This window comes from Rathayibacter sp. AY1F4 (assembly GCF_002931775.1).
Classification (GTDB): Bacteria; Actinomycetota; Actinomycetes; order Actinomycetales; family Microbacteriaceae; genus Rathayibacter.
On record NZ_PSVE01000032.1, the window covers coordinates 1 to 23,683 of the forward strand.

The following is a 23,683-nucleotide window of genomic DNA, read 5'->3' on the forward strand; positions in this document are numbered from 1 at the left end:
CCCGGGAGCCGCCGACCAGCTCGGAGAGCCGCCGTCGCCGCCCGGCACGAGCTCCTCCTCCGGAGCCGTCTCGCCCCGGGCGAGTGCGGCCCGGCCGGACACCCCGCCCCGCCGGCCCCCGCTGACGGCTCCGGCCCTGCCGCGCCCGTCGCCCCGCAGGCGCCCTCCGAGAGCACCTCTCCCGACACCGAGGACGCCCCCACCGGAAGCTGACACCCGACCACTCGCCCCACCCGCGCCGCTCGCGGCGGGAACGCCGACGGCCCGGAGGACACTGTCCCCCGGGCCGTTGGCGTCCGTCAGCGCGCGTCGCGGCGGCGGCGCGTGACTCCGAGCGCGAGCGCTCCGCCGGCGAGCAGGGCGAGAGCCGCCGCGGCGGTCCAGCCCGTCTCGACGCCGGTGCTCGCGAGTCCCGAGCCGGTCCGCGGAGGAACGGCGCCGGCCGGAGCAGGAGCCGGCGTGCGCGTGGGCTCGGCCGAGGGCTGCGCGGTCGGCTCAGCCGTCGGCGCGACCGTGGGCTGCGCGGTCGGCGCCGTGGTCGGCTCAGCCGTCGGCGCCACCGTCGGCGCCACCGTCGGCTCGACAGTCGGCCCCGGAGTCGGCACCGTCCCCGTCCCGAACACGGACGCCGCGGAGCCGAGCGACGCGAGCACCGTCTCGCCGTTCGCGTCGTCCACGCCGTCGTTGTCGGTCACCGCGAACACCTCGCCGGAGCCGGTGATCCCGAGGCCCTCGAGCTTCTCCTGGGTCCAGCCGTTCCCGGCCTGCAGCGCGGGCAGCACGTCGACCGCGAGGGTCTTCTCGAGCATCGGCAGCGTCTCGCCGACCGCCGCGCCGGCCTCCGTCGGCAGCGGCACCGTGTACACGGCCTTCAGCGCGGCGTCCGGCCCGTTGAGCTTGTCGCGTTCGATCACCGCGAGCGTGCCCGCGGGGGTCAGCGTGATCTCCGAGAGCCCGTTCCAGTCGCCGTCCGCCCCGGAGACGGCCTCCAGCGGGTAGCCGAAAAAGCTCCAGCTGTCGGCGGCGACGTCGTAGCGCCCGATCCGGACCACTCCGTCGGCGTCGATCGAGGCCTCGCGCTGCAGCGCCGTCCAGACGATCTCACCGGCGGCGCTGTCCTCGACGGTCACTCCCTCGAAGCCCTGCTTGCCCAGCGCTGAGGCGAGCTCCGCGGGCAGGGCGATCCGCTCGGTCACCGCGGCGTCCGCGTCGAGTCGCAGGAGTGCGTTGCCGTCGCCTGTCCCGCCCTCCGTCACGGCCCAGAAGCCGCCGTCGACGCGGGCGGCGATCCCCTCCAGATCCAGAGCGGCGGGCTCGCCGCCCTCGGTCACCGTGAGGGTCGTGTCGAGCAGCGCCGGCGAGACGGAGGTGTCGATCGAGTGGAGTGTGCTCGGCGCGTAGGCGCTGTCGCTCACCGCGTACAGGCGGTCGGGCGCCGCCGGGTCGGTCGAGAGGCCCGAGAGCGCGCCCCAGGGCAGCGGCGATCCGTCGACGTCGGCCGACAGCACGGTCGGGAACGCGGGGGCGGAGGCGCCGAGCGCGTAGAGCTGCACGCTCGCGCGGACGGCGGCCTCGGCGTCGTCGGTCTCGCTCGAGACGACCAGCAGGTCGCGCTCGGGCAGGGCGAGCAGCCCCTCCGGACCCGGGGTCGACGGCAGCGCCTGCACGAAGCGCGGCGCGGTCGGCTCCGACACGTCGTAGACGGCCACGAAGTTCGCCCGCTCGGCGCCGACGAACACGTAGGGGACGCCGTCGAAGGTGGCCGAGAGCAGGCCCTCGGGCTCGGAGCCCTTGGCGTCGGAGCGCTTGTCCGGGTAGAGCCCGAGGCGCACCGCGAGGTGGTCGAACGAGTTCCCGGCGTCCCACTGCACGGCCCCGGTCGCGGCGTCGAGGATCGACCAGCCGCGCGTGCCGCCCTTCCAGTCGCCCTCGTTCGCGATCGCGACGTGGTCGTCGCCGACCCAGCCGATCGCGTCGGGCTCGCGCGGGACGTCGGTGATCGAGCCGGTCAGCGAGATCGAGTCGTCGTCGAGCGTGTCGATGCCGCTGACGGAGGCGGTGCCCGCGGTGTACGAGGCGGTGACGGAGCGCGTGGCCAGGTCGACGATCGCGACGGCGTTGTTCTCCTGCAGCGTCACGGCGACGGCCGTGTCGGCGGGGTTGATCGAGACGTACTCGGGCTCCGGGTCCGACGGGGTGTCGAGGCCGGCGAGACCGGTGAGGTCGACGTGCTCCGGCACCCAGGCGGACGGGTCGCCCGCGAGGTCCATCACCACGAGCTCCCCGGCGGGCGCCTGCGGGAGGTCGCCCTCCTCGCCGCCCTCGGGGGCGAGGTCCTCGTCGCGCTGGTTCTCGATCGCGATGACCGCGGTCGAGCCGTCGGTGGTGACGTCGATGGAGTCGGGCTGGCCGCCGAGCTCGATGCTCGCGACGGGCGCGAGGTCGTCGGCGTGCAGCACGCTGACGTGGCCGGAGGGGTTCGCGAAGTCGCCGTCGCTCGTGTCGACCACCGCGAGCACGTACTCGCCGGTCGCGTAGACCGAGGTCGGCTCGCCGCCCACGCCGACGCCGCCGAGCGGCTCGGGGGAGTCGGGGTCCGAGATGTCGAGGACGTCGATGCGCTGCCCGGCGGAGTCCGTCGAGTAGACCAGGCGGCCGTCGGGCGACGCGCTCGAGATCTCGGCGACGGCGGAGTCGGCGGACGGGTCGGCCGCGTTCAGGTAGGCCGGCACCGTGGCGATGCGGGTGAAGAAGGAGTCGCCCGCGGCGGAGGCGGGCAGGGCCGCGGCTCCGAGGGTGCAGCCGGTGACGGTGACGGTGAGGGCGAGGGCGGCGGTGCGGGTGCGGGTGCGGGTATGACGAGAGGACACGGGTCTCCTGAGCGGCTTCGAAGGAACCCGCCCACGCTGGCCGCCCCCGGTGAACGCGCCGCCGCCCGCAGGTGTCCGCCCGGCGAACGCGCGGTGGCGGAGCCGCGACCGGGCGGGGTCTCGAGACGCCGGCACGGACGCCTCGAGATCCGCCAGGCGGCGTGGTCAGCGCGCGAGACCCTCGGCGGCCGAGCCCCAGGAGCCGAGGGCCGCGAGCACGCGCTCGTCGCGCGCGAGCGTCAGCGCCTCCGCGTACCCCTCCTCCAGCACGTCGTCGAGCCGCACCCGCGCACCCGTCTCGGAGGAGCGGACCGCCGCCTCCACCATCGCGAGGCTCCGCACGTTCGAGTGCACCTCGCCCGAGGGCACCGCCCCCGAGCCCAGCACCCGCACGAACTCCGCGAGCGAGCCCGCGATCTCCTCGGGCACGGGCTCGAGCGCGGCGCTTCGCACCGCCTCCGACTCGCGCGACTGCCACTCCGGAGCGCCGTCGCCGTCCCAGTGCGCGGTGCCGCCGGCCCCGTTCACGCGCCAGTCGCCGTTCCACGAGGTCTCGAGGCCGTCGGCGCACCAGCTGCCGGTGTAGCTGAAGCGCACTCCGTCGGAGAACTCGAACACGGCGCTCGCCGCGGCTCCGTCGGCGTACCAGCTCCAGCCCGGGTTGTACTCCTCGCAGTAGACCGCGACCGGGTCGCTGTCGAGCAGGTACCGCGCCGCGTCGAAGGCGTGGATCGCCATGTCGACCAGGAGCACGTGGTCCATCTCGTCGCGGAAGCCGCCGAAGCGGGGCGCCTTCGCGAAGTGCACGGAGGCGGTGCCCAGCTGCCCGAGCCCGGCGATCTGCTCGCGGAAGGCGGTGATCGCCGAGTAGTAGCGGCGCGACTGGCTGGTCATCAGGAGCCGGCCCGAGGCCTCTGCCGTCGCCGCGAGCACCAGCGCCTCGGCGATGGTCGGCGCGATCGGCTTCTCGGAGAGCACGGGCAGCCCGGCGAACAGCGCCTCCGAGCTGACGGGGAGGTGCGCCCGCGGCACGGTCACGTTGACCACGGCGTCGGCGCCGGAGCGCGCGGCGACCTCGGCGACGGAGGTGCCGACCGCGACCGGGCCGACCCCCTCCTCCTCCGCGGCAGCCGTGGCGAGGTCGACGTCGAGGTCGACCAGGCCGACGAGCTCGGCGTCCGGGGAGTCGCGGATGGTGCGGATCCAGGCGCGGCCCATCGCGCCGGCGCCGACCTGGACGAGGCGGACCGTCATCGGACGAGCGCTCCCTCGTAGTCCTGGCCGTTGTGGAAGTCCTCGGTCTCGTAGCGCTGCAGCACCGGGAGGCGGCGCTCGGGGCGCGAGGAGCGCACCCACTCGACGCCGTTCGCGATCACGCGGCGCACCTCGGCCTGGTGGTAGACGGGGTAGTCCTGGTCGCCGGGGGAGAAGAAGAAGATGCGCCCGTGGCCGCGCTTCCAGGTCATGCCGGAGCGGAACACCTCGCCGCCCGTGAAGGTCGAGAGGAACACGAGCTCGTCGGGCGCCGGAACGTCGAAGAACTCGCCGTACATCTCCTGCTGCGGGATCAGGAAGGGGTGCGGGATCCCCTGGGCGATGGGGTGCGTGGGGTCGACGGTCCAGACCAGCTCGCGGTCCTGCTCCGAGCGCCAGCGCAGCGTGCAGGTGGTGCCCATGAGCTTGCCGAAGATCTTCGACCAGTGGCCGGAGTGCAGGACGACGAGGCCCATGGCCGAGAGGACGTGGCGCTGGACGCGCTCGACGATCTCGTCGGAGACGTCGCCGTGGGCCATGTGGCCCCACCAGACGAGCACGTCGGTGGCGTCGAGGACGTCCTCGGTGAGGCCGTGCTCGGGCTCGTCGAGCGTGGTGGTGGAGACGGTGGCGCGCTCGCCGAGGTTCTCGCGGATGCCGTCGGCGATCGTGCTGTGCATGCCGTCGGGGTAGATCGCGCGGACCTTCTCCTCGATCTGCTCATGGCGGTTCTCGCCCCAGACGAGGACGCGGACGGGGGAGGAGGGTGTGGTCACGGTGTTCCTTCTTCGACGGTGGAGACGGTGCGGCAGTGGGCGGCCCGACACGGGGTTAACCGCTTTACCGGCCGCGTCTCCTAGGATGCGGGAGACGTCCGCCCCGCGTCAACCACGGCCGGGCGGCGCGAGCGGAGGAGGCGCGGTGGCCACGATGAGGGACGTCGCGCGCCTCGCGGGGGTCTCGATCGCGACGGTCTCGTTCGTGGTCAACGACACCAAGCCCGTCTCGCCCGAGACGCGCGAGCGGGTGCGGGCGGCGATGCGCGAGCTCGGCTTCCGGCCGCACGCCCTGGCCCGCGCCCTCGCCCGACGCCGCTCCGGGATCGTCGCGGTCGTCTATCCGCTCGTGTCGAGCCGGCCGCTCAACACCGCCACCTCGTTCCTGCTCGGCGCCGCCGAGGCCGCGGCGGAGCAGGACCACTCGATCGTCCTGTGGCCGACCGTCGGCGGCTCCGATCGCCTCGCCGACCTGCGCGCCGACGGCCTGATCGACGGCGTCGTGCTGATGCAGGTCACCAGCGAGGACGAGCGCGTGCCGGTCCTGCGGGACTCCGGCACGCCCTTCGCCCTCATCGGGCGCACCCGCGATCCGTCCGCCCTCGACTGGGTCGACATCGACTTCGAGGGGATGGTCGAGGAGGCGCTCGGCCGGCTCGCCGGCCTGGGGCACGCGCGGGTGGCGCTCGTGCTCGGCCCGGACCGCGAGGCCGCGGCCGACTTCGGCCCCTACGCGCGCACCCAGGAGGCGTTCGCGCTCGCCTGCGCGGCCCGCGGCGTCGAGGGCGTGCTGCTGCGCTGCGAGGAGTCGCCCGCCGGCGGCCGCACCCTCGCCCGCTCGTTCGACCCCGCCTCCGCGACCGCCGTGGTGATCGTCAACGGGGGCGCCGCCGTCGGGTTCGCGCACGAGGTGCGGCACCGCGGGCTGCGCGTGCCCGAGGACCTCTCGATCGTCCTGCTCGCCTCCGACCCCGACGTCGCCGACCTGGCCGACCCGGCGCTCGACCTGCTCGTCGCGCCCGGCCGCGAGCTCGGCCGCCGCGGAGTGGAGGCGCTGCTCGCCCGCCTCGCCGACCCGGCGGCGCCGCTCCTCCAGGAGCGCATCGGCGGCCCGTGGCGCCCCGGCGGCTCGGTCGCCCCTCCGCGCTGACGGCCGGCGCCCCGGGAAGCCCCGGGAGCGCGCGCTACGGCACGATCGAGTCGATGTAGCCGCCGTCGACGCGCACGGCGGCGCCCGTGGTGGCCGAGGCGAGCGGGGAGGCGAGGTACGCCACCATGTGGGCGATCTCCTCCGGCTCGATGAGGCGCTTCAGCAGCGACTGCGGCCGGTGCAGGCGCATGAACTCGCGCTGCGCCTCCTCCCACGGGAGCTCGCGGTCGACCAGCTCGTAGACGAAGTCCTCGACGCCGCCCGTGTGGGTCGGCCCGGCGAGCACGCTGTTCACCGTCACCCCGGTGCCGGCGGCGGCCTTGGCGAAGCCGCGCGAGACGCCCAGCAGCGCGGTCTTCGACACTCCGTAGTGGATCATCTCGGCGGGCGTGACGACGGCGGAGTCGCTGCCGATGTAGAGGACGCGGCCCCACTCGCGCTCCATCATCCCCGGGAGGTAGGCGCGGGTGAGGCGCACGCCGGTGAGCACGTTGACCTCGAAGTAGCGGCGCCACTCGTCGTCGTCGATGGAGAGCGCATCGGCGGAGCCGAAGATCCCGAGGTTGTTGACGAGCACATCCACGTCGGCGGCCGCCCGCAGGAGGGAGGCCGTGCCCTTCTCCGTCGACACGTCGGCCGCGACTCCGCGCACCCGCGCCTCCGGCACCGCCGCGCCGACGGCCTCGATCGCCCGGCGGATCGACCGCTCGGAGCGGGCGTTCACGATCACCTCGGCGCCCGCCTCCGCGAGCGTCGTCGCGATGGCCAGCCCGATGCCCTGCCCCGACCCCGTGACGAGGGCCGTGCGCCCGGTGAGATCCAACCCGATCATGCTGCTCCGCTCCGCGCCGCCGCCCGCCGGCCGCGCTCGGGGTCGAGCATGCCACCGAGCCCTGACATCCGGCCCGCTTCCGGCTGAGGACGCCCGCGGGTCGCCGGGGCGTCGCTCGGAACATCGGAGACCGTTGCCAACCGGACACTCGTGCGTTACGGTCTAATCATTCGGCAATACGTATTACCCGCGGGTAGTAGGCCGATTACCCAGACTGTCGACGAGGACGAGGCGGACGCGTGACCCCGATGCAAGCAGATGTCGCCGTGATCGGCGGCGGCCTCGGAGGAGTGGCGGCGGCGATCGCCCTCGCCCGCAACGGCCTCTCGGTCGTGCTGACCGAGCAGTACCCGTGGCTGGGCGGCCAGCTCACCTCGCAGGGCGTCCCGCCGGACGAGCACACCTGGGTCGAGCAGTTCGGCGTCACCGCCGACTACCGGCGCCTCCGCGACGGCATCCGCGGCTACTACCGCCGCAACTACCCCCTCACCGCCGAGGCGATGCGCGACGACCGCCTGAACCCCGGCCGCGGACTCGTGAGCCGGCTCTGCGCCGAGCCCCGCGTCGCCGTCGCCGTGCTCGACGAGATGCTCGCCCCCTACCGCTCGAGCGGAGCGATCCGCGTCGTCACCGGCGTCGTCCCCTTCGCCGTCGACGGCGGCCCGGGCCGGATCGAGCGCGTCCTGCTGCGCGACGCGGTCTCGGGCGAGGAGCTCGCCGTCTCCGGACGGTACGTGATCGACGCGACCGAGACGGGGGAGCTGCTCCCCCTCGCGGAGGTCGACTACGTCACGGGCTCCGAGTCGCGCGACGAGCACGGCGAGCCCAGCGCTCCCGCCGTCGCCGACCCGATGAACGTGCAAGCCGTCACCTGGTGCTTCGGCTTCGACAGCGCGGACGGCGACCACACCATCGAGCGCCCGGCCGACTACGACTACTGGCACGAGTACGAGGTGCCGTTCTGGGGCGGGAAGCTCCTCTCCTTCACCGCGCCGAACCCGAGGACGCTGCGCCCCGAGACCCGCACGATGCACGTGAACGCCGTGGGCGACACCCGCACCGCGGACCAGCGCGCGCAGGGCGGGGACACCGACCTCTGGATGTTCCGCCGGATCCTCGCGACCGAGACCCTCCGACCGGGCGCGCTCGACAGCGACATCGTGCTCGCGAACTGGCCGATGCTCGACTACCTCGACAGCTCGATCCTCGACGTGCCGGAGCCGGAGAAGCACCTCGCCGGCGCCCGCGCTCTCTCGCTGTCGTACTTCTACTGGCTCCAGACCGAGGCGCCCCGGCCCGACGGCGGCCGCGGCTGGCCCGGGCTCCGGCTCCGCGGCGACGTGATGGGCACCGCCGACGGCCTCGCGCAGGCCCCCTACATCCGCGAGTCCCGCCGGATCCGCGCGCTCACCACCGTGCGCGAGCAGGACGTCTCCGTCGCCGCCCGCGGGACGGGGAGCCCCGCGCGCTTCGACGACTCCGTCGGCGTGGGCATGTACCGGATCGACCTGCACCCGACCACCGGAGGCGACAACTACCTCGACGTGGAGTGCTCGCCGTTCGAGATCCCGCTCGGCGCCCTCGTGCCGCGCACCCCGACGAACCTGCTGCCCGGGGGCAAGAACATCGGGACGACGCACATCACCAACGGCGCGTACCGCCTCCACCCCGTGGAGTGGAACATCGGCGAGGCCGTCGGCGAGCTGGCGGCCCTCGCCCTCGCCGAGGACCTGTCGCCCCACGGGATCGCCGCCGACCCCGCCCTCGTCGCCCGCCTGCAGGCGAGGCTCGAGTCGCGCGGCGTAGAGACCCACTGGCCCGACGTCGTCGGGTACTGACCGGGAACACCGAGAAGACCATTGGAGAAAGAGAGACGATGAGACCAGCGAAGAAGCTGATGGCCTCGCTCGCCGCAGTCGGAGTGATCGCCGCCCTCTCGGGCTGCGGCGCCGCCGGCGGCGGTGACGACTCAGCACCCGTCGCTCTGAGGATGTCCGTCTGGACCTCCGACGAGAAGCAGCTCGCCCTGTTCGACTCGATGGCCGACGAGTACATCGCCGACCACCCCGAGATCGAGTCCGTGACCTTCGAGTCCCTCCCGTTCGCGGACTACAACTCGACCCTGACCACGCAGGCCGCGGGCGGCAACGCCCCCGACCTCGCCTGGGTCGGCGACATCGCGAAGGACCTGATCGACGCCGGAGCGCTCGCTCCGCTGACCGAGACCTTCGAGGGGACCGAGGGCTACGAGTACGACGACATCCTGCCCAGCGTGGCGCAGTCGTTCAGCCAGGACGGCGAGCTCTACGCGTACCCGTTCTCCAACTCGCCGTTCGCGCTGTACGTGAACCAGGACCTCGTCGCGCAGGCCGGGCAGACCGTCGACCCCGCGACGCTCACCTGGGAGGACGTCGACCGCATCGGCGCGGCCGTCAACGAGTCGACCGGCAAGGCCGGCTACATCATCCGCGACTTCGACTTCTCGGGCTGGCTGAGCCTCGCGAACCTCTGGGCGGGCTGGGGAGCCCAGCCGTGGAGCGACGACGGGACCCAGTGCACGATGGACTCGCCCGAGATGGTGGAGGCGTTCCAGTTCTTCCACGACTCGGTCTACGTCAGCGGCGCGACCCCCGGACCCGGCGTGACGGCGGACTTCTTCGCCGGCGACGCCGCGTTCACGACCGCGCAGGTCTCGCGGGCGAGCCTGCTCGACGGCTCGTTCCCGTTCGAGATCTACCCGCTGCCCGTCGGCCCCGCCGGCGAGTACGGCAACATCGGCCAGGCCGGCATGGCCGCGCTCGCAGGCGGCGACCACGTGGAGGAGGCGACCGGCTTCCTCTCGTTCATGACCAACCCGGAGAACTCCGCCAAGCTCGCGCAGTTCTTCCCGCCGCCCCGCGAGTCACTGCTGTCCGGTGAGGAGCTGGCGAAGGTCAACACGCGCCTCAGCGCCGAGCAGCTCGACCGCGTCGTGGTCGACGAGCTCGCCGACGTGTCCGCCACCCCTCCGGTGACGAGCCCCGCCGAGATCACCTCGGTCGGCAAGACGGCGCTGGACCGCATGTGGTCGGCCGACGCCGACGTCGCCGAGGTGCTCGGAGGCGTCTGCGACGCCATCGCGCCCGTCCTCCAGGGGAAGTGATCCCGTGACCGCGACCTCGACGGACAGCCGCCGATCCGCTCCCGCCGGCGCCTACTGGAACCTCCGGCGCCGCGACGCGCTCGCCGGCTGGCTCTTCATCGCGCCCCAGCTGCTCGGTGTGATCGTGTTCGTGCTGCTGCCCGTCGGGCTCGCGGTCTGGTTCAGCCTCAACGAGTGGAACGTCTTCACCGGCTCCATGACCTTCGTGGGCGGCGAGAACTACGAGCGGGCGATCAACGACCCGAGCATCGGCGCGGTGCTCGGCACGACCGCGGTCTTCTCCGGGGGAGTGGTCGTCCTGAACCTCGCCCTCGGGCTGGGCCTGGCCGTGCTGCTCAACCGGAGGATCCCGGGCGGCGCCCTGTTCCGCACGCTCTTCTTCTCGCCCGTCGTCATCTCGGTGGTCGCCTGGACCCTCGTCTGGGGCTTCCTCCTCCAGGACAACGGCGCGATCAACGGCCTGCTCTCGCTGGTCGGCCTCGACGGGCCGAACTGGCTCCAGGAGGGACCCACCGCGATGGCGAGCGTCATCGTCACGCAGGTCATCCGCAGCGTCGGCGTCAACATGGTGCTCTTCCTCGCCGCGCTGCAGGGAGTGCCGGGCGACCTCTACGAGGCGGCCCGCCTGGACGGCGCGAGCCCCCGCGCGATCTTCTTCCGGATCACGCTCCCGCTCATCTCGCCCACCCTGCTCCTCACCGCCATCCTCACGATCGTCGGCTCGCTGCAGGCGTTCGCGCAGGTCGCCGTCCTGACCGAGGGCGGGCCGGAGCTGTCGACGACAGTGCTCGTCTACTACGTGTTCCAACAGGCCTTCGAGTTCAGCGACATCGGCTACGGCGCGACGCTCTCGCTGATGCTGCTCCTCTTCGTCCTGATCCTCACGGTCGTGCAGTGGCAGCTGCGCAAGAAATGGGTCTTCTATGAGAACTGACGCCGTCGTCGAGCAGGGGACCCCGCTCACGCCACGCCTCGAAGCCGTCCCGGAGCCGCCCGTCAAGCGCCGCCGCGGCCGCAGCCCGCTCATGACCGCCCTGCTCGTCGTGACGCTGATCCTGCTCGTGCTGCCGTTCGCGGTGCCGACGTTCTGGATGATCGCCTCGTCGTTCAAGCCGGTGAACGAGATCTTCTCGAACCCGCCGACCCTGCTGCCGGACTCGCCGAGCCTGGCGGGCTACGCCGAGGCGTTCCGGTTCCAGCCGTTCGCGCTCCAGTACTGGAACAGCCTCTACATCGCGGTCACGGTCACCGTGGTCACGCTGCTGGTGTCGAGCCTGGCCGGCTACGCCTTCGCCCGGATCCCGTTCCCGGGACGCAACGCGGTGTTCCTCGTCGTCCTGACCGGCCTGCTGGTGCCGACGGAGGTGACGATCATCCCGCTGTTCCAGATCTTCCGGCAGCTCGGCTTCATCGACACCCACGTGCCGCTGCTGCTGGTGCCGATGGTCGGAGCGCCGGCGGTGCTGGGCACGTTCATCATGCGGCAGTACTTCATCGCGATGCCCGGCGAGCTCGAGGAGGCCGCGCGCCTGGACGGCCTCGGCCGCTTCGGGATCTGGCGGCGCATCTTCCTGCCGCTGTCCAAGCCCGCGCTGTCGGCCGTCGCGATCCTGACCTTCCTCGGGTCCTGGAACATGTACCTCGAGCCGACGGTCTACCTGACCTCACCCGAGCTCTTCACCCTGCCCCAGGCGCTCACCCGCTTCACCGACGCCTACGGCGGGGAGATGTGGGACGTGCAGCTCGCCGCGGCGACGATGACGGTCGTGCCCGTGCTGGCCGTGTTCCTCCTCGCTCAGCGGCAGTTCGTGGAAGGGCTCGCGCACTCCGGTCTGAAAGGCTGACCCGGTGTTCACGGATCGCCCCCTCGCCGCCCTCCGCGAGTTCCGTGCGGAGGTCGCGGAGCCCGACGACTTCGACGCCTTCTGGCGGGCCACCCTCGCGCTCGGGCGGGAGGGCGGCCCCGCCGTGAGCGCCGCGCCGGTCGACGCGGGCCTCCCGCTGGTGCGGGTGCGGGACGTGCGGTTCCCCGGCTTCGCGGGCGAGCCGATCGCCGCCTGGCTGATGACCCCCGCGGTCGACCCGGGCGCCCCGCTCCCCGTGGTGATCGAGTACCCCGGGTACGGCAGCGGACGGGGCCGTCCGATCGAGCACCTCTGGATCGCCGCCGCCGGGTACGCCCACCTGGTCGTCGACGCGCGAGGCCAGGGAGCCGGCCGCCTCGCCCGCTCCGGAGCCACCCCCGACCCCCACGGCAGCGGACCCGCGTACCCCGGGGTCACGACGCGCGGCATCGAGTCGCCCGAGACGTACTACTACCGGCGCCTGATCGCGGACGCGGCGCTCGCCGTCGACGCCGTGGAGTCGCTCCCCGGGCTGGACCCGGACCGCGTGTCGGTCTTCGGCGGCAGCCAGGGCGGAGCGCTCGCGACCGCCGCGGCGGCGCTGCGCCCCCGGGTGCGCGCGGCGATCGCCCTGGTGCCCTTCCTCTCCGACGTCCTGCGCGCCACGACCGTCACGAACGAGGCGCCCTACGTGGAGATCGCCCGCTACCTGGCGACCCGCCCCGAGGACCTCGACGCCGTCGAGCGGACCCTCTCCTACGTCGACGGCGTCCACTTCTCGCGGCGCCTGCGCTGCCGGGTGCACCGCTCGGTCGGCCTGATGGACCCGGTCTGCCCGCCCTCGACGGTCTTCGCCTCCCACAACGTCTCGGGCGGCGAGACGTCGATCGACGTGTGGCCGTACAGCGGGCACGAGGGCGGCGGGGTCGGCGACCGCGAGCGGGCGCTGGAGGTGCTGCGAGAGGTCCTCGGGTGACCGAGCGGGCGTGACCCCGCGTCTCAGCGCGTCGGCGCCTCCTCCATCCCGAGCCGCATCGCCAGGTCCATGGCGCGCAGGCGGGCCGGCGAGACGTCGTAGGGCAGGCTCCGGATGATCTCGCCGGCGCTCCGGGCGCGGGAGCCCTGTACGGGATCGGGGGCCGGCGCGGGGTCCTCGGGCGGGTGCGCCTCGTCCCACGCGTCGAAGATGGCCTCGTCCTCCTCGAGCTGACCGGACTCCTCGACGACGCGCATCAGCCGGGCCTCGAAGGCGTGCCGCTCCCGCGCCACCTGCTCCACCCGGGGGTCGTCCTCGGCGACCGTGTCGTCGAGGGCCTCCTCGGCGGCGTCGACGCGGTCGGCCTCCGCCCGCAGCGCCGGATCGGCGGCCAGGACCACGAAGCGGCCGGCCTGGGAGACGGCGCCCAGCGGGCCGAACATCCGCTCGGTGACCAGCAGGGTGTCGAGGTCGGCCTGGCGCAGCGAGCCCTCGGGTGCGCCCTCGAGGCGGCGCGAGACGATGTCGTCGAGCAGCCCCAGCCGGCCGCCGAGGGTCCGCATGCGCCGGACCGAGGCCCGCTTCCGCTGCAGCTCCTCCTCCTGCGCGGCGAGCGCGTCGTCCAGCCGCGCGAGGACGCCCGCGACCTCGTCCTCGCGGTCGGCGCTGTCCTCGGCGCCGGCCGGGGCTGCGACGGCGAAGGCGTCCCGGATGTCCTCGAGCGCGACCCCGGCGTCGGCCAGGCGGCGGATCCAGAGCAGCCGGATGATGTCGTCGTAGCCGTAGCGCCGACGACCGTCTCCGCCCCGCTCGCGCTCGGGGAGCAGCCCGAGCCGGTGGTAGTGGCGGATCGCCCGCGGAGTGACGCCGGCGAACGCGGCGGCGTCGCCGATCTGCACCTGGCGGGGCGGGGCGGGGAACGACTGCATGGGGGACCTCTCCGATCGGGACGGTGTGCATCGAGCAGACCACATGACGCAGGGGCAGGAGCAAGCCCGCCCGGCCTGCTCCCGCCCCGCGTCCCCCTCGCGCTCAGCGCGCCAGGCGCACCGTCGCGATCTCGAACGGACGCAGCTCGAGGCGCACGTCGGCCGACTCCGCCTCGACGGAGCTCTCGATGCGGACCTGCTCGGTGAGACGCTCCATCAGGTCGGTGCGGGTGACCGCCCGGACGGCGAAGGCGGCGCGGAGGGTCGCTGCGGCGCGGCGGCCGAGCGACTCGTAGAGCCGCACGATCACGTCGCCGCTCCCGTCGTCCGCCGCCTTCACGGCCTCGACGATCACCGAGGGGTCGTCGATCGACACCAGGGGAGCCACGGGCGCGGCGCCGGTGAGCCTGCGGACCGGGGTGTTCAGCGCGTAGCCGGCCTCGACGGCGTCGGGCAGCTCGGCGCCGACCACGAGCGAGACGGCGAGGCGGTGGTGGCCCTGGTCGGCGTCCGGGTCGGGGAACAGCGGCGCGCGCAGGAGCGAGAGCCGGACCGTGGTCGTCGGGGTGCCGGCCGCGGCGCGGTCGCGGGTGATGTCGTGCCCGTAGGTGGAGTCGTTGACGACCGCGACGCCGAAGCCCGGCTCGCCGACGTGCACCCAGCGGTGCGCGACGGTCTCGAAGCGGGCGGCGTCCCACGTCGTGTTCACGTGGGTCGGGCGGTGCACGTGGCCGAACTGGATCTCGGACGTCGCCCGGTCCGAGAGCAGGTCGAGCGGGAAGGCGAGCTTGAGCAGCTTGCGGCGCTCGTGCCAGTCGATGTCGAGGTCGAGGTCGACGGCCGCCCGGCCGATCTGCAGCGAGACGGTCTGCACGACCGTGGAGCCGCCGAACGAGCGGGTGATCACGACCGCCGGCACCTCGCGGCCGAGCGGGTCGCTCACGGTGCCGGCGCGGACCGAGTCGACGCCGACGAGGTCCTCCACCGTGCGGCGGTAGTTGTCGTCGAGGTCCCAGGCGTCCCACTTGTTCGGGGTGTCGCGGTGCAGCTGGAGGAGCCCCGCGGCGGCGCCGGCGGGCACGACCTCCCGGCCGCTCGCGAGGTCCACGACCGACTCGAGGAGCCCGGAGGCGCCGATCCGCACCCGGACGAGCCCGTTGTCGAGGACGTGGGCGTCGCCGTCGGAGCGGAGCATCGGGGCCGAGTGCTCCGCGGCGGGGTCGGCCGCGGCCGCGCCGAGCGCCGGCACGCCCCCGACGGCGAAGGGGGAGGAGTTCACCAGCAGCTCCGCGGAGCCCTCGCCGGCGAGGGCCCGGACGGTCTCGGCGATCATCTCCTCGATCCGCTGCGCGATGCGGGCGTAGTTCTCCTCCGCCTCGCGGTGCACCCAGGCGATGGAGGTGCCCGGCAGGATGTCGTGGAACTGCTGCAGGAGGACCGTCCGCCACATCTCGCGCAGCTCGTCGGCCGGGTACGGTACCCCGGCGCGGACGAGGGCCGTGGTCGCCCATAGCTCGATCTCGCGGAGCAGGTGCTCGCTGCGGCGGTTGCCCTGCTTGGTGCGCGCCTGCGACGTGTAGGTGCCGCGGTGGAACTCGAGGTAGAGCTCGCCCGACCAGGTGGGCGCGTCCGGGTACTCGGCCTGCGCCTCCTCGAAGAAGCGGCGGGGCGTGGACAGCTCGACGGTCGGCGAGCCCTCGAGGCTGCGCGTGCGGCGGGCGGCCGCGATCATCTCGCGGTTGGGGCCTCCTCCGCCGTCGCCGTAGCCGAAGGGCACGAGCGACATGGTGCCGCTGCCCTTCTCGGCGTACTGGCGCTCGGCGCGGGCGAGGTCCTCGCCGGAGAGGTCGGAGTTGTAGAGGTCGACGGGCGGGAAGTGCGTGAACACGCGGGTGCCGTCGATGCCCTCCCACCAGAAGGTGTGGTGGGGCATCGTGTTGGTCTCGTTCCACGAGATCTTCTGCGTGAGGAACCAGCGCCCGCCCGCTCCGGCGATGATCTGCGGCAGCGCGGCGGAGTAGCCGAAGGAGTCCGGGAGCCAGACCTCCTCGGTGTCGATCCCGAACTCGTCGAGGAAGAAGCGCTTGCCCTCGAGCAGCTGGCGCACGAGCGCCTCGCCGCCGGGCATGTTCGTGTCCGACTCGACCCACATCCCGCCGACCGGCACGAAGCGGCCCGCGAGCACGTGGCCGCGGACGCGCTCGAACAGCTCCGGGTGGTCGCGCTTCAGCCACGCGTACTGCTGCGCGGAGGAGGCGGCGAAGACGAAGCCCTCCTCGCGCTCGATCAGGTCGCAGACGTTCGAGAAGGTGCGGGCCACCTTGCGGGCGGTCTCGCGGGCGGGCCAGAGCCAGGCGGAGTCGATGTGGGCGTGGCCGACGGCGTGCAGGTGGTGCGCGCTGGCCGAGGCGGGGCGCTCGAGGACCGTCCGCAGCGCCTCCCGGCCCGCGGCGGCGGTGCCGGACACGTCGTCCGGATCGAGGACGTCGACGGCGCGGTCGAGGGCGCGCACGATCTCGGCGCGCCGCTGGGAGGACTCGGGCAGCTGCCCGATCAGCCCGACGAGCACGGCCATGTCCTGCTCCAGCTCCCAGACCTCCCGGTCGAGCAGCCCGAGCTCGAGACGGCGGAGGCGGTAGAGCGGGTCGGACGGCAGGGCGCCGTCGGCGGGGCGGCCGCCGAGCGCCGTGGGGGTGAAGGACCAGTCGCCGGTGATGTTCGGGTTGGCGGCGGCCTCGATGTAGAGCTCGACCGTGCGGTCGCCCGCCTCGCGGCCGGGCAGCCGGTCGAGCGGGACCGACTGGTTGAACGGCTCGACGGCCTTCACGACCGTGCCGGTCGCGGTGAAGACGAGCCCCTCCGCCTCGAAGCCGGACTGGGCGCCGGTGTAGCCGAGGTCGACGACGAGCTCGGGCTCGCAGCCGTCGACGCCGACCCAGGAGGCGGGGATCTCGCCGCGCACGTGGAACCACACGGTGCCCCAGGGGGCGCCCCACGGCTCCCCGATGCGGGCGGGCGCGTAGGACGCGGCCCGCGCCTGGTCGAAGGGGACCGGCTCGCCCGGAGCGGTCCACGACTCGATCCCGAGCGGCTCGACCGCCCGGTGGATCGCCGGCCGGAGGCTCTCGGCGCGGAAGCGGGCGATGCGGGCTTCGATGCGGGTGCTGTCGTCATGCATGCGTTCTGGTGCTCGTTCCGTGTGCAGTGGGGGAGGGCGGCGGCGCGGAGGGCGCCGCCGCCCGGGGTCAGGAGGCGATGACGACGCGGTGCCCGTCGGGGAAGACGGCCACCTTCCGCCAGGTGTCGCCGGAGCGCTCCCAGCCCTCGTTGACCTGTCCGGCCGGAGGGGTCGGGATGGTCTCGGGGGCGCGGGCGACCGTGGTGTAGCCGGCCGCGCGCTCCACCCGGCCGCGGCCGAGCTCGAACGAGGTCAGGCGTCCGTCGTCGACGATCAGCGAGCCCTCGTCCACTCCCGCGGCGCCGCGCTCGATGAACGGGTTCACGAGGCGCGTCTGCGAGGAGTCGCTGCCCAGCACGATCGCCTTCTGCTGCGGGAAGCGGCCGAGGCTGAGCCCGTAGAAGCCGCCGAGGACGGTGAGGTTGCGCACCTCGAAGTCCGCTCCGCCGTTCGTCAGGCCGACGCCGAGGCAGTTCGCGCCCGAGGTCGGGAAGAAGTTCGGGTTCACGATCATGTGGCTCGTGCCGGCCTCGATCAGCACCTCCCAGCCGTCGCGGGAGCCCTCCGAGCGGAAGTTGATCAGGGTCAGGCCGGAGTTGACCGAGCGCCGGTTCTCGTTGCGGATCGACCGGAGGCCGACCGTGCCGCCGATGGCCTGGCAGTCGAGCAGCGTCATGTTCGTCGGCGCGAGGAGGAAGCCGCCGAGGCCGGGGCTGATCGCCTCGACGTTGGTCATCGAGCCGCCGATGGAGGCCTTGCCCGAGTCCTCCACGCCCCAGCCGGCGGGGGCGACGATCTTGATCTTGTTCCAGGAGTTGGCGTACGAGTACTCGTCGTCGACGCCCGAGACGAAGGTGGCGCGCTCGCGGAAGATGCCCGACTTGCCGGTCTTCTGGATCCACAGGTTGCGGAACTCGCAGTTGACCAGCGAGCGCAGCGACATCCCGTGGCCGCCCGAGGGCGTGCCCGTCATCTCGAAGTCGGCGAGGACGACGCCGGTGGCCTTGTTGTTGTTGGCGGGACCGGCCGCGTCGCCGGTCTGGCCGGAGACGGTGAAGATGTCGCGGGTCGAGCCCTCGATCTGGACGATCCTCGTCTGACGCATGCCGGCGCCGACGATCTTCGGCCCGGCGTAGCCGTAGGGCGGCCCGTTCTCGGGTTGCACCGGGTAGCCGCGGTAGTCGACCGCGAGGCCCGTCACCCGGATCTCGCCGGCGGGCAGCGACACCTCGCCGCCCGGAGCGGTCATCGCCTTGTCGATGGCCGCCTGCACTGCGCGGGTGTTGTCGGCGCCGGCGCGGTCGTCCCAGCGGAACTCCTTGTCGAGCGGCGAGATCGGCCCCTCGGTGACGCTCAGGCGCTTCTTCTGCCCGGGAGCGTCGGCCGGGGGTGCGGCGGCGGCCGGAGTGGCGGCGCCGACGGCCCCTGCCGCGCCGGCGAGGGCGGCGGCGCCCCCGGCGAGGAAGAGGCGGCGCGAGTTGTCGGGCCTGCGCTGCGGATCGTGCTCGGGCTGCTGATCGGGCTTGTGCTGCCGATCGGGCCTCGGGGAGGCCGTGGTCTGGTTGTCTGGGTCTGCGGGATTCATCATCGTCGACGTTCCGCCCTCTCTCGCCCCGGATGGGCGTACGGCGATCCTTCGTCATCGGTAGCCTGAGGTCAAGACGTAATACCTATTACCAGGATGAAGCGGGGGTGTCCGGGTGCCGCGGATCACGCAGAAGGACATCGCGCGTCTCGCGGGAGTCAGCCAGACGACGGTGTCGTTCGTGCTCAACGACAAGGGCGAGCAGCTCGCCCGGGTCCCGGAGGCGACGCGGGCGCGGATCCTCAAGGCGATCCAGGAGACGGGGTACGTCGCCGACCCCATCGCGCGCCGCCTCAAGCAGGTCGGCACCGGCATGATCGGCGTCTACACCTACGAGAGCCTGTTCCCGCTCGACCGCGAGGACTTCTTCCACCCGTTCCTCGCCGGCATCGAGGAGGAGGCGCAGAACCGCGACATCGACCTCCTCCTGCTGACCAGCGGTCGCGTCGGCGGCCGTCGCGGCGGCCTCAGCGGCGGCACCACCCGGCTGCGCCTGGCCGACTCCTGCATCCTCCTCGGGCAGCGCATGCCCCGCGAGGAGCTCGAGTTCCTCAACGCGAGCGGCTTCTCCTTCGTCAGCATCGGCCGCCGCGACGACGCCGGCGGGCCCGTGCCCTACGTGGCCGCCGACTACGCGTCGATCGTCCGCGAGCTGATCTCCTGCGCGCGCGCCCTCGGCCACACCCGCTTCGCCTACGCCGGCCACGGCGAGGGCGTCGAGTCGTACACCGACCGCATGGCCGGCGCGCGGGCCGAGCTCGGCGACGGCTTCCTCCACCTCGTGCCGGGGCCGGAGGCGTCGCCGCGGGAGTGGATCCGCCGGATCGCCGCCGAGGGCGTCACGGTCGTCCTCGCCGAGCAGGAGGAGCAGTTCGTCCTCCTGCAGGACGCCGCCGAGGCCGAGGGGGTGGCGGTGCCGGGCGACCTGTCGCTGGTGTCACTCTCCGGATCCGCCGATCGCACCGGCTGGCAGGCCGGCTTCGAGCTGCCCCGGCGCGACATGGGCCGCCGCGCCGTGCAGATCCTCATCGAGGGCGACCCCGCGCGACGGGAGCAGCAGCTCCTCCGCTGCACGCTCGTCGACGGCGCCTCCCTGGCCGCGGCTCCGGCCTGACCGGTCGGCCCTGACCGCTCGGGCCTGAACGGCCGGGCTCAGCCCGAGTGGTGGCGCCCGATCGGCAGCACCAGCGGTGTCCGTGAGACCGGGTCCTCGATCACGCGCGACTCCATCCCGAACACCGCGCGCACCGTCTCCGGCGTCACCACCTCGGTGGGCGTGCCCGAGGCGTACAGGGCGCCGTCGCGCACGGCGACGAGGTGGTCGGCGTAGCGGGCGGCGAGGTTGAGGTCGTGCAGCACGATCACGATCGTCGTCCCGCGCGAGCGGTTGAGGTCGGTGAGCAGGTCGAGCACCTCGACCTGGTGCGACACGTCGAGGTAGGTCGTCGGCTCGTCCAGGAGGAGCACGTCGGTCCGCTGGGCGAGGGCCATCGCGATCCACACCCGCTGGCGCTGCCCGCCCGAGAGCTCGTCCACGGGGCGGTCGGCGAGCTCGAGCGTGCCGGTGTCGCGCAGCGCCTCCTCGACGATCGCGTCGTCGTCCGATCCGGAGCCGCGGCCGAACAGGCCCCGGTGCGGGTAGCGGCCGCGGGCGACCAGGTCCGAGACGGCGATCCCCTCCGGCGCGATCGGGGTCTGCGGCAGCAGCCCCACCTGCTGCGCGACCTGGCGCGTCGGGAGCCGGTGGATCGCGCGCCCGTCGAGCAGGACGCTCCCCGAGCGCGGGGTGATCAGCCGCGCCATCGCGCGCAGGAGCGTCGACTTGCCGCAGGCGTTCGCGCCGACGATCACCGTGATCCGGCCGGGCGGCACGGCGAGCGAGAGCCCGTCGACCACGACGCGCTCGTCGTAGGCGAGGGTGACCGCGTCGGCGGCGAGGGTGGGCGGGGCGTCGGTCACAGGGAGCCTCCGGAGCGGTTGCGGCGGGCGAGGAGCCAGAGCAGGAAGGGCGCGCCGAGGGCGCCGGTGACGACGCCGACCGGGAAGCGCGCGCCCGAGAACAGCGCGCCGACGACGTACTGGGCGAGCAGGTCGGCGGCGAGCACCACGACCGCGCCGACCAGGGCGGAGGGGATCAGCAGCGTGCGCGCGCTCGGCAGGATCCGCCGCGCGATCGGCCCCGAGACGAAGGCGACGAACGCGATCGGGCCGGTGGCGGCGGTCGCGACGGCCACGAGGCCGACTCCGACCGCGAGCAGGGCCAGCCGGCTGCGCCGCACGTCGAGCCCGAGCGCGGTCGCCGACTCGTCGCCGAGCTGCAGCACGCCGAGCCGGCCCGAGAGCAGCAGCGCCAGCGGCACCAGCACGAGCATCGTCAGCGCGAGCGGCGGGACGGAGGGCCAGGCGGCCGAGTTGAGGCTGCCGGTCAGCCAGCGCAGCGACTCCTGGACGTCCTCGAAGTCGGCGCGGGTCTGCACGTAGGCGATCACGCTCTGGAACATCGCCGCGACACCGATGCCGATGAGGATCAGCCGCGCCCCGATCACTCCGCCGCCCTCGGCCAGCCCGGCGATGATCAGGGCCGTCGCGAGCCCGGCCGCGACCGCGATCACCGAGACCGCGCCGCCCGAGAGCCCGAAGAACGCGATCGCGACGACGGCCGCCGCACTCGCCCCCGATGTGATGCCGATGATGTCGGGGCTGGCGAGGGCGTTGCGCAGCATCGTCTGGAAGATCACGCCGCCCATCCCGAAGCCCACGCCCACCAGGACGGCCGTGATGGTGCGCGGCAGCCGCAGCGTGCCCACGGTGAAGGAGGCGCCCGGCACGGTCTCGCCGAGGATCACGCGGACGACCTCCGGCACCGAGTAGACCGTGCTGCCGACCGTGAGCGAGACGACGACGAGCGCCAGCGCGAGCACCGCGAGGACCGCGCAGCCGATGACCGTGCGCCGACGGCGCAGCGTGCGGCCGGCCGCGATGCCGACCGCAGCGGGCGCCTCCGCGGTCCTCACAGCGCCCGTACCTTCGAGCGGCGCACGATCGCGATGAGCACCGGGGCGCCGATCAGCGCGGTCACGATGCCCACCTCGACGTCGCTCGGCCGGGCGACCACGCGGCCGACCACGTCGGCGACGAGCAGCAGCAGGGCGCCGAGCAGAGCGGAGGAGGGCAGCAGCCAGGCGTGCGCGGGGCCCGTGACGCGGCGGGCGAGGTGCGGGACGACCAGGCCGATGAAGCCGATCGGTCCGGCGATCGCGGTCGCGGCGCCGCAGAGCAGCACGGCCGCGAGCCCCGCGACCAGGCGGATGCGCCCCACGCGCCGGCCGAGGCCGGTCGCCAGGTCGTCGCCGAGCGCCAGGGCGTCGAGCCCCCGCGCGCTGGACAGGGCCAGCACCGCGCCGACCGCGAGGAACGGGACGACCTGCAGGATGCTCGCGGTCTCGGCGCCGCCGACTCCGCCGACCTGCCAGAAGCGGAAGCGGTTCAGCGTGGTCTCCTGGGTGAGCAGGACCGCGCTGATGAGGGAGGTGAGCGCGGCGGCGGTGGCGGCTCCGGCGAGGGCGAGCTTCAGCGGAGTGGCGCCCTCGCGGCCGAGCGACGCGACCGCGTAGACGAACGCCCCGGCGGCGGCGGCTCCGAGGAACGCGAGCCAGATGAACTGCGGCAGGCTCGTCGCGCCGACCCCGGCGATCCCGAGCACGACCGCGAGCGAGGCGCCCGAGTTGAGGCCGAGGATGCCCGGATCGGCGAGCGGGTTGCGGGTCAGGCCCTGCATCACGGCTCCGGCGAGCCCGAGCGCGGCGCCGACCAGGATCGCGAGGACCGTCCGCGGCACCCGCCCCTGCACCGCCGCGTCGACGATGGACGCCGGATCGGGCGAGGTCAGCGCCGGCCAGACCTCGCCGAGCGGGATCTCGCGGGAGCCGTACACGAGCGAGAGGACCGAGGCGACGGCCAGCGCGACGAGGGCGACCGCCAGCGCGGTCGCCCTCGTCTTCCGGGTGGGTGCGGTGCGGGTCACGACACCTTGTCGGCGGCCGCGGCGAGGCCGGCGGTGTACTCGTCGAGCACCCACGGGATGCTGAGCAGGTTCGGCGACGAGGTGGCCATGGCGGCGGAGGAGCCGTCCTCCAGCACGTAGACGGAGCCGCGCTCGACGGCCGGGATCTTGGAGAGAAGCGGGTCGGCCTGCAGCGCGGCGAGGGTCGTGTCGTCGCCGTAGACGACGAGCACGTCGGCGTCGAGCTGGTCGGCGTTCTCGGAGCTGATGGTGCCGCTGAACGCCTCCGAGTCGCCGGAGAGCTCGACGACGCTCGGGGCGACGTCGAGCCCGAGGTCCTCGACGAACTTCACGCGCGCGTCGTTCGGCGTGTAGTAGGTGAAGGTGCTCGCGTCGGTCGGGTCGTACCAGCCGTACATGAACGTGGTGCCCGCGAGCTGCGGGTAGGACGCGGTGGTCTGCGTGATGTCGCTCTCGATCTCGCCGACCTTCGCGACGGCCTCGTCCTCGAGGCCCAGCGCGGCGCCGTCGAGCTTCGCGGAGTCCTGCCAGGTCGTGCCCCAGGGCAGGCCCGGGTAGGCGACGGTGGGGGCGATCTGGCTGAGGGTGTCGTAGTCCTGCCGTGTGATGCCGGAGTAGGCCGAGAGGATCACGGTCGGGCTGAGGTCCGAGATCGCCTCGAAGGGCACGCCGTCGGTCTCGTCGAACAGGGTCGGGGTCTCGGCGCCGGAGGCGTCGAGCGCCTCCTTCGTCCACACCAGCAGGCCGTCGCCGTCCTCGTCGCCGTAGGAGGCGCGGGTGAAGCCGACCGGGGTCACGCCCAGCGCGAGCGCCACGTCCTGGTTGGTCCAGCTCGTCGCGACGACGCGGTCGGCCGACTCGACGGTGGTGCTGCCGAAGGCGTGGTCGACGGTGACGGGGAAGCCCTCGCTGCTCTCGGCGGCGCTGCTCTCGGACGTGCCCTCGGAGCCGGCGTCTGCTCCTCCCGAGCAGGCGGTGAGCAGCAGCGCGGCGAGGCCGAGCGAGGCGACGGCGGTCAGGCGGAGGGGGGTGCGAGTGGCGGGCACGGCGATCCTTCGAAGGGGGTGGTGTGGGTTGCGAAGGTTAACCTAACCTAACCGCCTGGACGGGGCCAGTGGCCGGT

Annotated in this window: 18 protein-coding genes; 7 read left to right on the top strand and 11 right to left on the bottom strand. The window is 73.5% G+C overall.

Annotation, left to right across the window (positions count from 1 at the left end; genetic code table 11):
- Nucleotides 1-299 precede the first annotated feature (299 nt).
- From C5C59_RS17770 to C5C59_RS15755, 3 genes are all read right to left on the bottom strand, one after another.
- Complete coding sequence (locus C5C59_RS17770; RefSeq protein WP_104251319.1) at nucleotides 300-2,870, bottom strand: esterase-like activity of phytase family protein; 2,571 nt, start codon at nucleotides 2,868-2,870, stop codon at nucleotides 300-302.
- Nucleotides 2,871-3,035: 165 nt separating this feature from the next.
- Nucleotides 3,036-4,124: a Gfo/Idh/MocA family protein gene (locus C5C59_RS15750; protein ID WP_104238794.1), complete on the bottom strand. Its 1,089-nt coding sequence runs from the start codon at nucleotides 4,122-4,124 to the stop codon at nucleotides 3,036-3,038.
- Nucleotides 4,121-4,900 (bottom strand): ThuA domain-containing protein, encoded by a 780-nt coding sequence (locus C5C59_RS15755; protein ID WP_104238793.1) that lies wholly within the window; start codon nucleotides 4,898-4,900, stop codon nucleotides 4,121-4,123. Before C5C59_RS15755 ends, C5C59_RS15750 begins: the two co-directional genes overlap by 4 nt.
- A gap of 154 nt (nucleotides 4,901-5,054) precedes the next feature.
- Here C5C59_RS15755 and C5C59_RS15760 point away from each other — a divergent pair, with 154 nt between their 5' ends.
- Nucleotides 5,055-6,050 (top strand): LacI family DNA-binding transcriptional regulator, encoded by a 996-nt coding sequence (locus tag C5C59_RS15760; RefSeq protein WP_258062807.1) that lies wholly within the window; start codon nucleotides 5,055-5,057, stop codon nucleotides 6,048-6,050.
- A 34-nt stretch (nucleotides 6,051-6,084) separates the two neighbouring features.
- Here C5C59_RS15760 and C5C59_RS15765 read toward each other — a convergent pair whose 3' ends face one another.
- Nucleotides 6,085-6,879: an SDR family NAD(P)-dependent oxidoreductase gene (locus C5C59_RS15765; protein ID WP_104238803.1), complete on the bottom strand. Its 795-nt coding sequence runs from the start codon at nucleotides 6,877-6,879 to the stop codon at nucleotides 6,085-6,087.
- Nucleotides 6,880-7,130: 251 nt separating this feature from the next.
- Between C5C59_RS15765 and C5C59_RS15770 the strand changes: the two genes are divergently transcribed.
- The 5 genes from C5C59_RS15770 to C5C59_RS15790 are packed head-to-tail and all read left to right on the top strand — an operon-like array spanning nucleotide 7,131 to nucleotide 12,844.
- Complete coding sequence (locus tag C5C59_RS15770; protein WP_104238802.1) at nucleotides 7,131-8,720, top strand: FAD-dependent oxidoreductase; 1,590 nt, start codon at nucleotides 7,131-7,133, stop codon at nucleotides 8,718-8,720.
- A 38-nt stretch (nucleotides 8,721-8,758) separates the two neighbouring features.
- Nucleotides 8,759-10,024, top strand: coding sequence for a sugar ABC transporter substrate-binding protein (locus C5C59_RS15775; protein WP_104238791.1), 1,266 nt, complete (start codon nucleotides 8,759-8,761; stop codon nucleotides 10,022-10,024).
- A 4-nt stretch (nucleotides 10,025-10,028) separates the two neighbouring features.
- Entirely contained in the window at nucleotides 10,029-10,958 is a 930-nt protein-coding gene (locus tag C5C59_RS15780) for a carbohydrate ABC transporter permease (protein WP_104238790.1), read from the top strand.
- Nucleotides 10,948-11,868: a carbohydrate ABC transporter permease gene (locus C5C59_RS15785; RefSeq protein ID WP_244229554.1), complete on the top strand. Its 921-nt coding sequence runs from the start codon at nucleotides 10,948-10,950 to the stop codon at nucleotides 11,866-11,868. Before C5C59_RS15780 ends, C5C59_RS15785 begins: the two co-directional genes overlap by 11 nt.
- 4 nt (nucleotides 11,869-11,872) lie before the next feature.
- On the top strand, nucleotides 11,873-12,844 hold the full coding sequence (locus tag C5C59_RS15790; RefSeq protein WP_104238789.1) for an acetylxylan esterase: 972 nt from the start codon (nucleotides 11,873-11,875) through the stop codon (nucleotides 12,842-12,844).
- Nucleotides 12,845-12,867: 23 nt separating this feature from the next.
- On the opposite strand, the gene C5C59_RS15795 is transcribed toward C5C59_RS15790, so the two are convergent.
- From C5C59_RS15795 to C5C59_RS15805, 3 genes are all read right to left on the bottom strand, one after another.
- Nucleotides 12,868-13,773: a MerR family transcriptional regulator gene (locus C5C59_RS15795; RefSeq protein ID WP_219812459.1), complete on the bottom strand. Its 906-nt coding sequence runs from the start codon at nucleotides 13,771-13,773 to the stop codon at nucleotides 12,868-12,870.
- Nucleotides 13,774-13,876: 103 nt separating this feature from the next.
- Nucleotides 13,877-16,951, bottom strand: a complete 3,075-nt coding sequence (locus tag C5C59_RS15800) for a glycoside hydrolase family 38 C-terminal domain-containing protein (protein WP_104238787.1) — start codon at nucleotides 16,949-16,951, stop codon at nucleotides 13,877-13,879.
- A gap of 67 nt (nucleotides 16,952-17,018) precedes the next feature.
- Nucleotides 17,019-18,539 carry a hypothetical protein gene (locus C5C59_RS15805; RefSeq protein WP_104234018.1) on the bottom strand — a complete coding sequence of 507 codons (1,521 nt, stop codon included), beginning with the start codon at nucleotides 18,537-18,539 and terminating at the stop codon, nucleotides 17,019-17,021.
- 112 nt (nucleotides 18,540-18,651) lie between these two features.
- Here C5C59_RS15805 and C5C59_RS15810 point away from each other — a divergent pair, with 112 nt between their 5' ends.
- Nucleotides 18,652-19,650, top strand: a complete 999-nt coding sequence (locus C5C59_RS15810; protein ID WP_104238786.1) for a LacI family DNA-binding transcriptional regulator — start codon at nucleotides 18,652-18,654, stop codon at nucleotides 19,648-19,650.
- Nucleotides 19,651-19,688: 38 nt separating this feature from the next.
- Here the strand turns inward: C5C59_RS15810 and C5C59_RS15815 are convergent, their stop codons facing one another.
- The 4 genes from C5C59_RS15815 to C5C59_RS15830 are packed head-to-tail and all read right to left on the bottom strand — an operon-like array spanning nucleotide 19,689 to nucleotide 23,606.
- On the bottom strand, nucleotides 19,689-20,495 hold the full coding sequence (locus C5C59_RS15815) for an ABC transporter ATP-binding protein (RefSeq protein WP_104238785.1): 807 nt from the start codon (nucleotides 20,493-20,495) through the stop codon (nucleotides 19,689-19,691).
- Nucleotides 20,492-21,550 carry an iron chelate uptake ABC transporter family permease subunit gene (locus tag C5C59_RS15820; RefSeq protein ID WP_104238784.1) on the bottom strand — a complete coding sequence of 353 codons (1,059 nt, stop codon included), beginning with the start codon at nucleotides 21,548-21,550 and terminating at the stop codon, nucleotides 20,492-20,494. Before C5C59_RS15820 ends, C5C59_RS15815 begins: the two co-directional genes overlap by 4 nt.
- The gene (locus tag C5C59_RS15825; protein ID WP_104238783.1) at nucleotides 21,547-22,560 is read right to left on the bottom strand and encodes an iron ABC transporter permease; all 1,014 of its coding nucleotides are present in this window, start codon (nucleotides 22,558-22,560) and stop codon (nucleotides 21,547-21,549) included. Before C5C59_RS15825 ends, C5C59_RS15820 begins: the two co-directional genes overlap by 4 nt.
- Entirely contained in the window at nucleotides 22,557-23,606 is a 1,050-nt protein-coding gene (locus C5C59_RS15830) for an iron-siderophore ABC transporter substrate-binding protein (RefSeq protein WP_181125670.1), read from the bottom strand. Before C5C59_RS15830 ends, C5C59_RS15825 begins: the two co-directional genes overlap by 4 nt.
- Nucleotides 23,607-23,683: the final 77 nt, after the last annotated feature.

What these genes read in the sequence shown, in the direction of transcription:
- C5C59_RS15785 (WP_244229554.1), top strand. Translation starts at nt 10,948, where the DNA reads ATGAGAACTGACGCCGTCGTCGAGCAGGGGACCCCGCTCACGCCACGC.
- C5C59_RS15805 (WP_104234018.1), bottom strand. Translation starts at nt 18,539, where the DNA reads ATGATGAATCCCGCAGACCCAGACAACCAGACCACGGCCTCCCCGAGG.
- C5C59_RS15775 (WP_104238791.1), top strand. Translation starts at nt 8,759, where the DNA reads ATGAGACCAGCGAAGAAGCTGATGGCCTCGCTCGCCGCAGTCGGAGTG.
- C5C59_RS15795 (WP_219812459.1), bottom strand. Translation starts at nt 13,773, where the DNA reads ATGCAGTCGTTCCCCGCCCCGCCCCGCCAGGTGCAGATCGGCGACGCC.
- C5C59_RS15770 (WP_104238802.1), top strand. Translation starts at nt 7,131, where the DNA reads ATGCAAGCAGATGTCGCCGTGATCGGCGGCGGCCTCGGAGGAGTGGCG.
- C5C59_RS15760 (WP_258062807.1), top strand. Translation starts at nt 5,055, where the DNA reads ATGAGGGACGTCGCGCGCCTCGCGGGGGTCTCGATCGCGACGGTCTCG.
- C5C59_RS15800 (WP_104238787.1), bottom strand. Translation starts at nt 16,951, where the DNA reads ATGCATGACGACAGCACCCGCATCGAAGCCCGCATCGCCCGCTTCCGC.
- C5C59_RS15750 (WP_104238794.1), bottom strand. Translation starts at nt 4,124, where the DNA reads ATGACGGTCCGCCTCGTCCAGGTCGGCGCCGGCGCGATGGGCCGCGCC.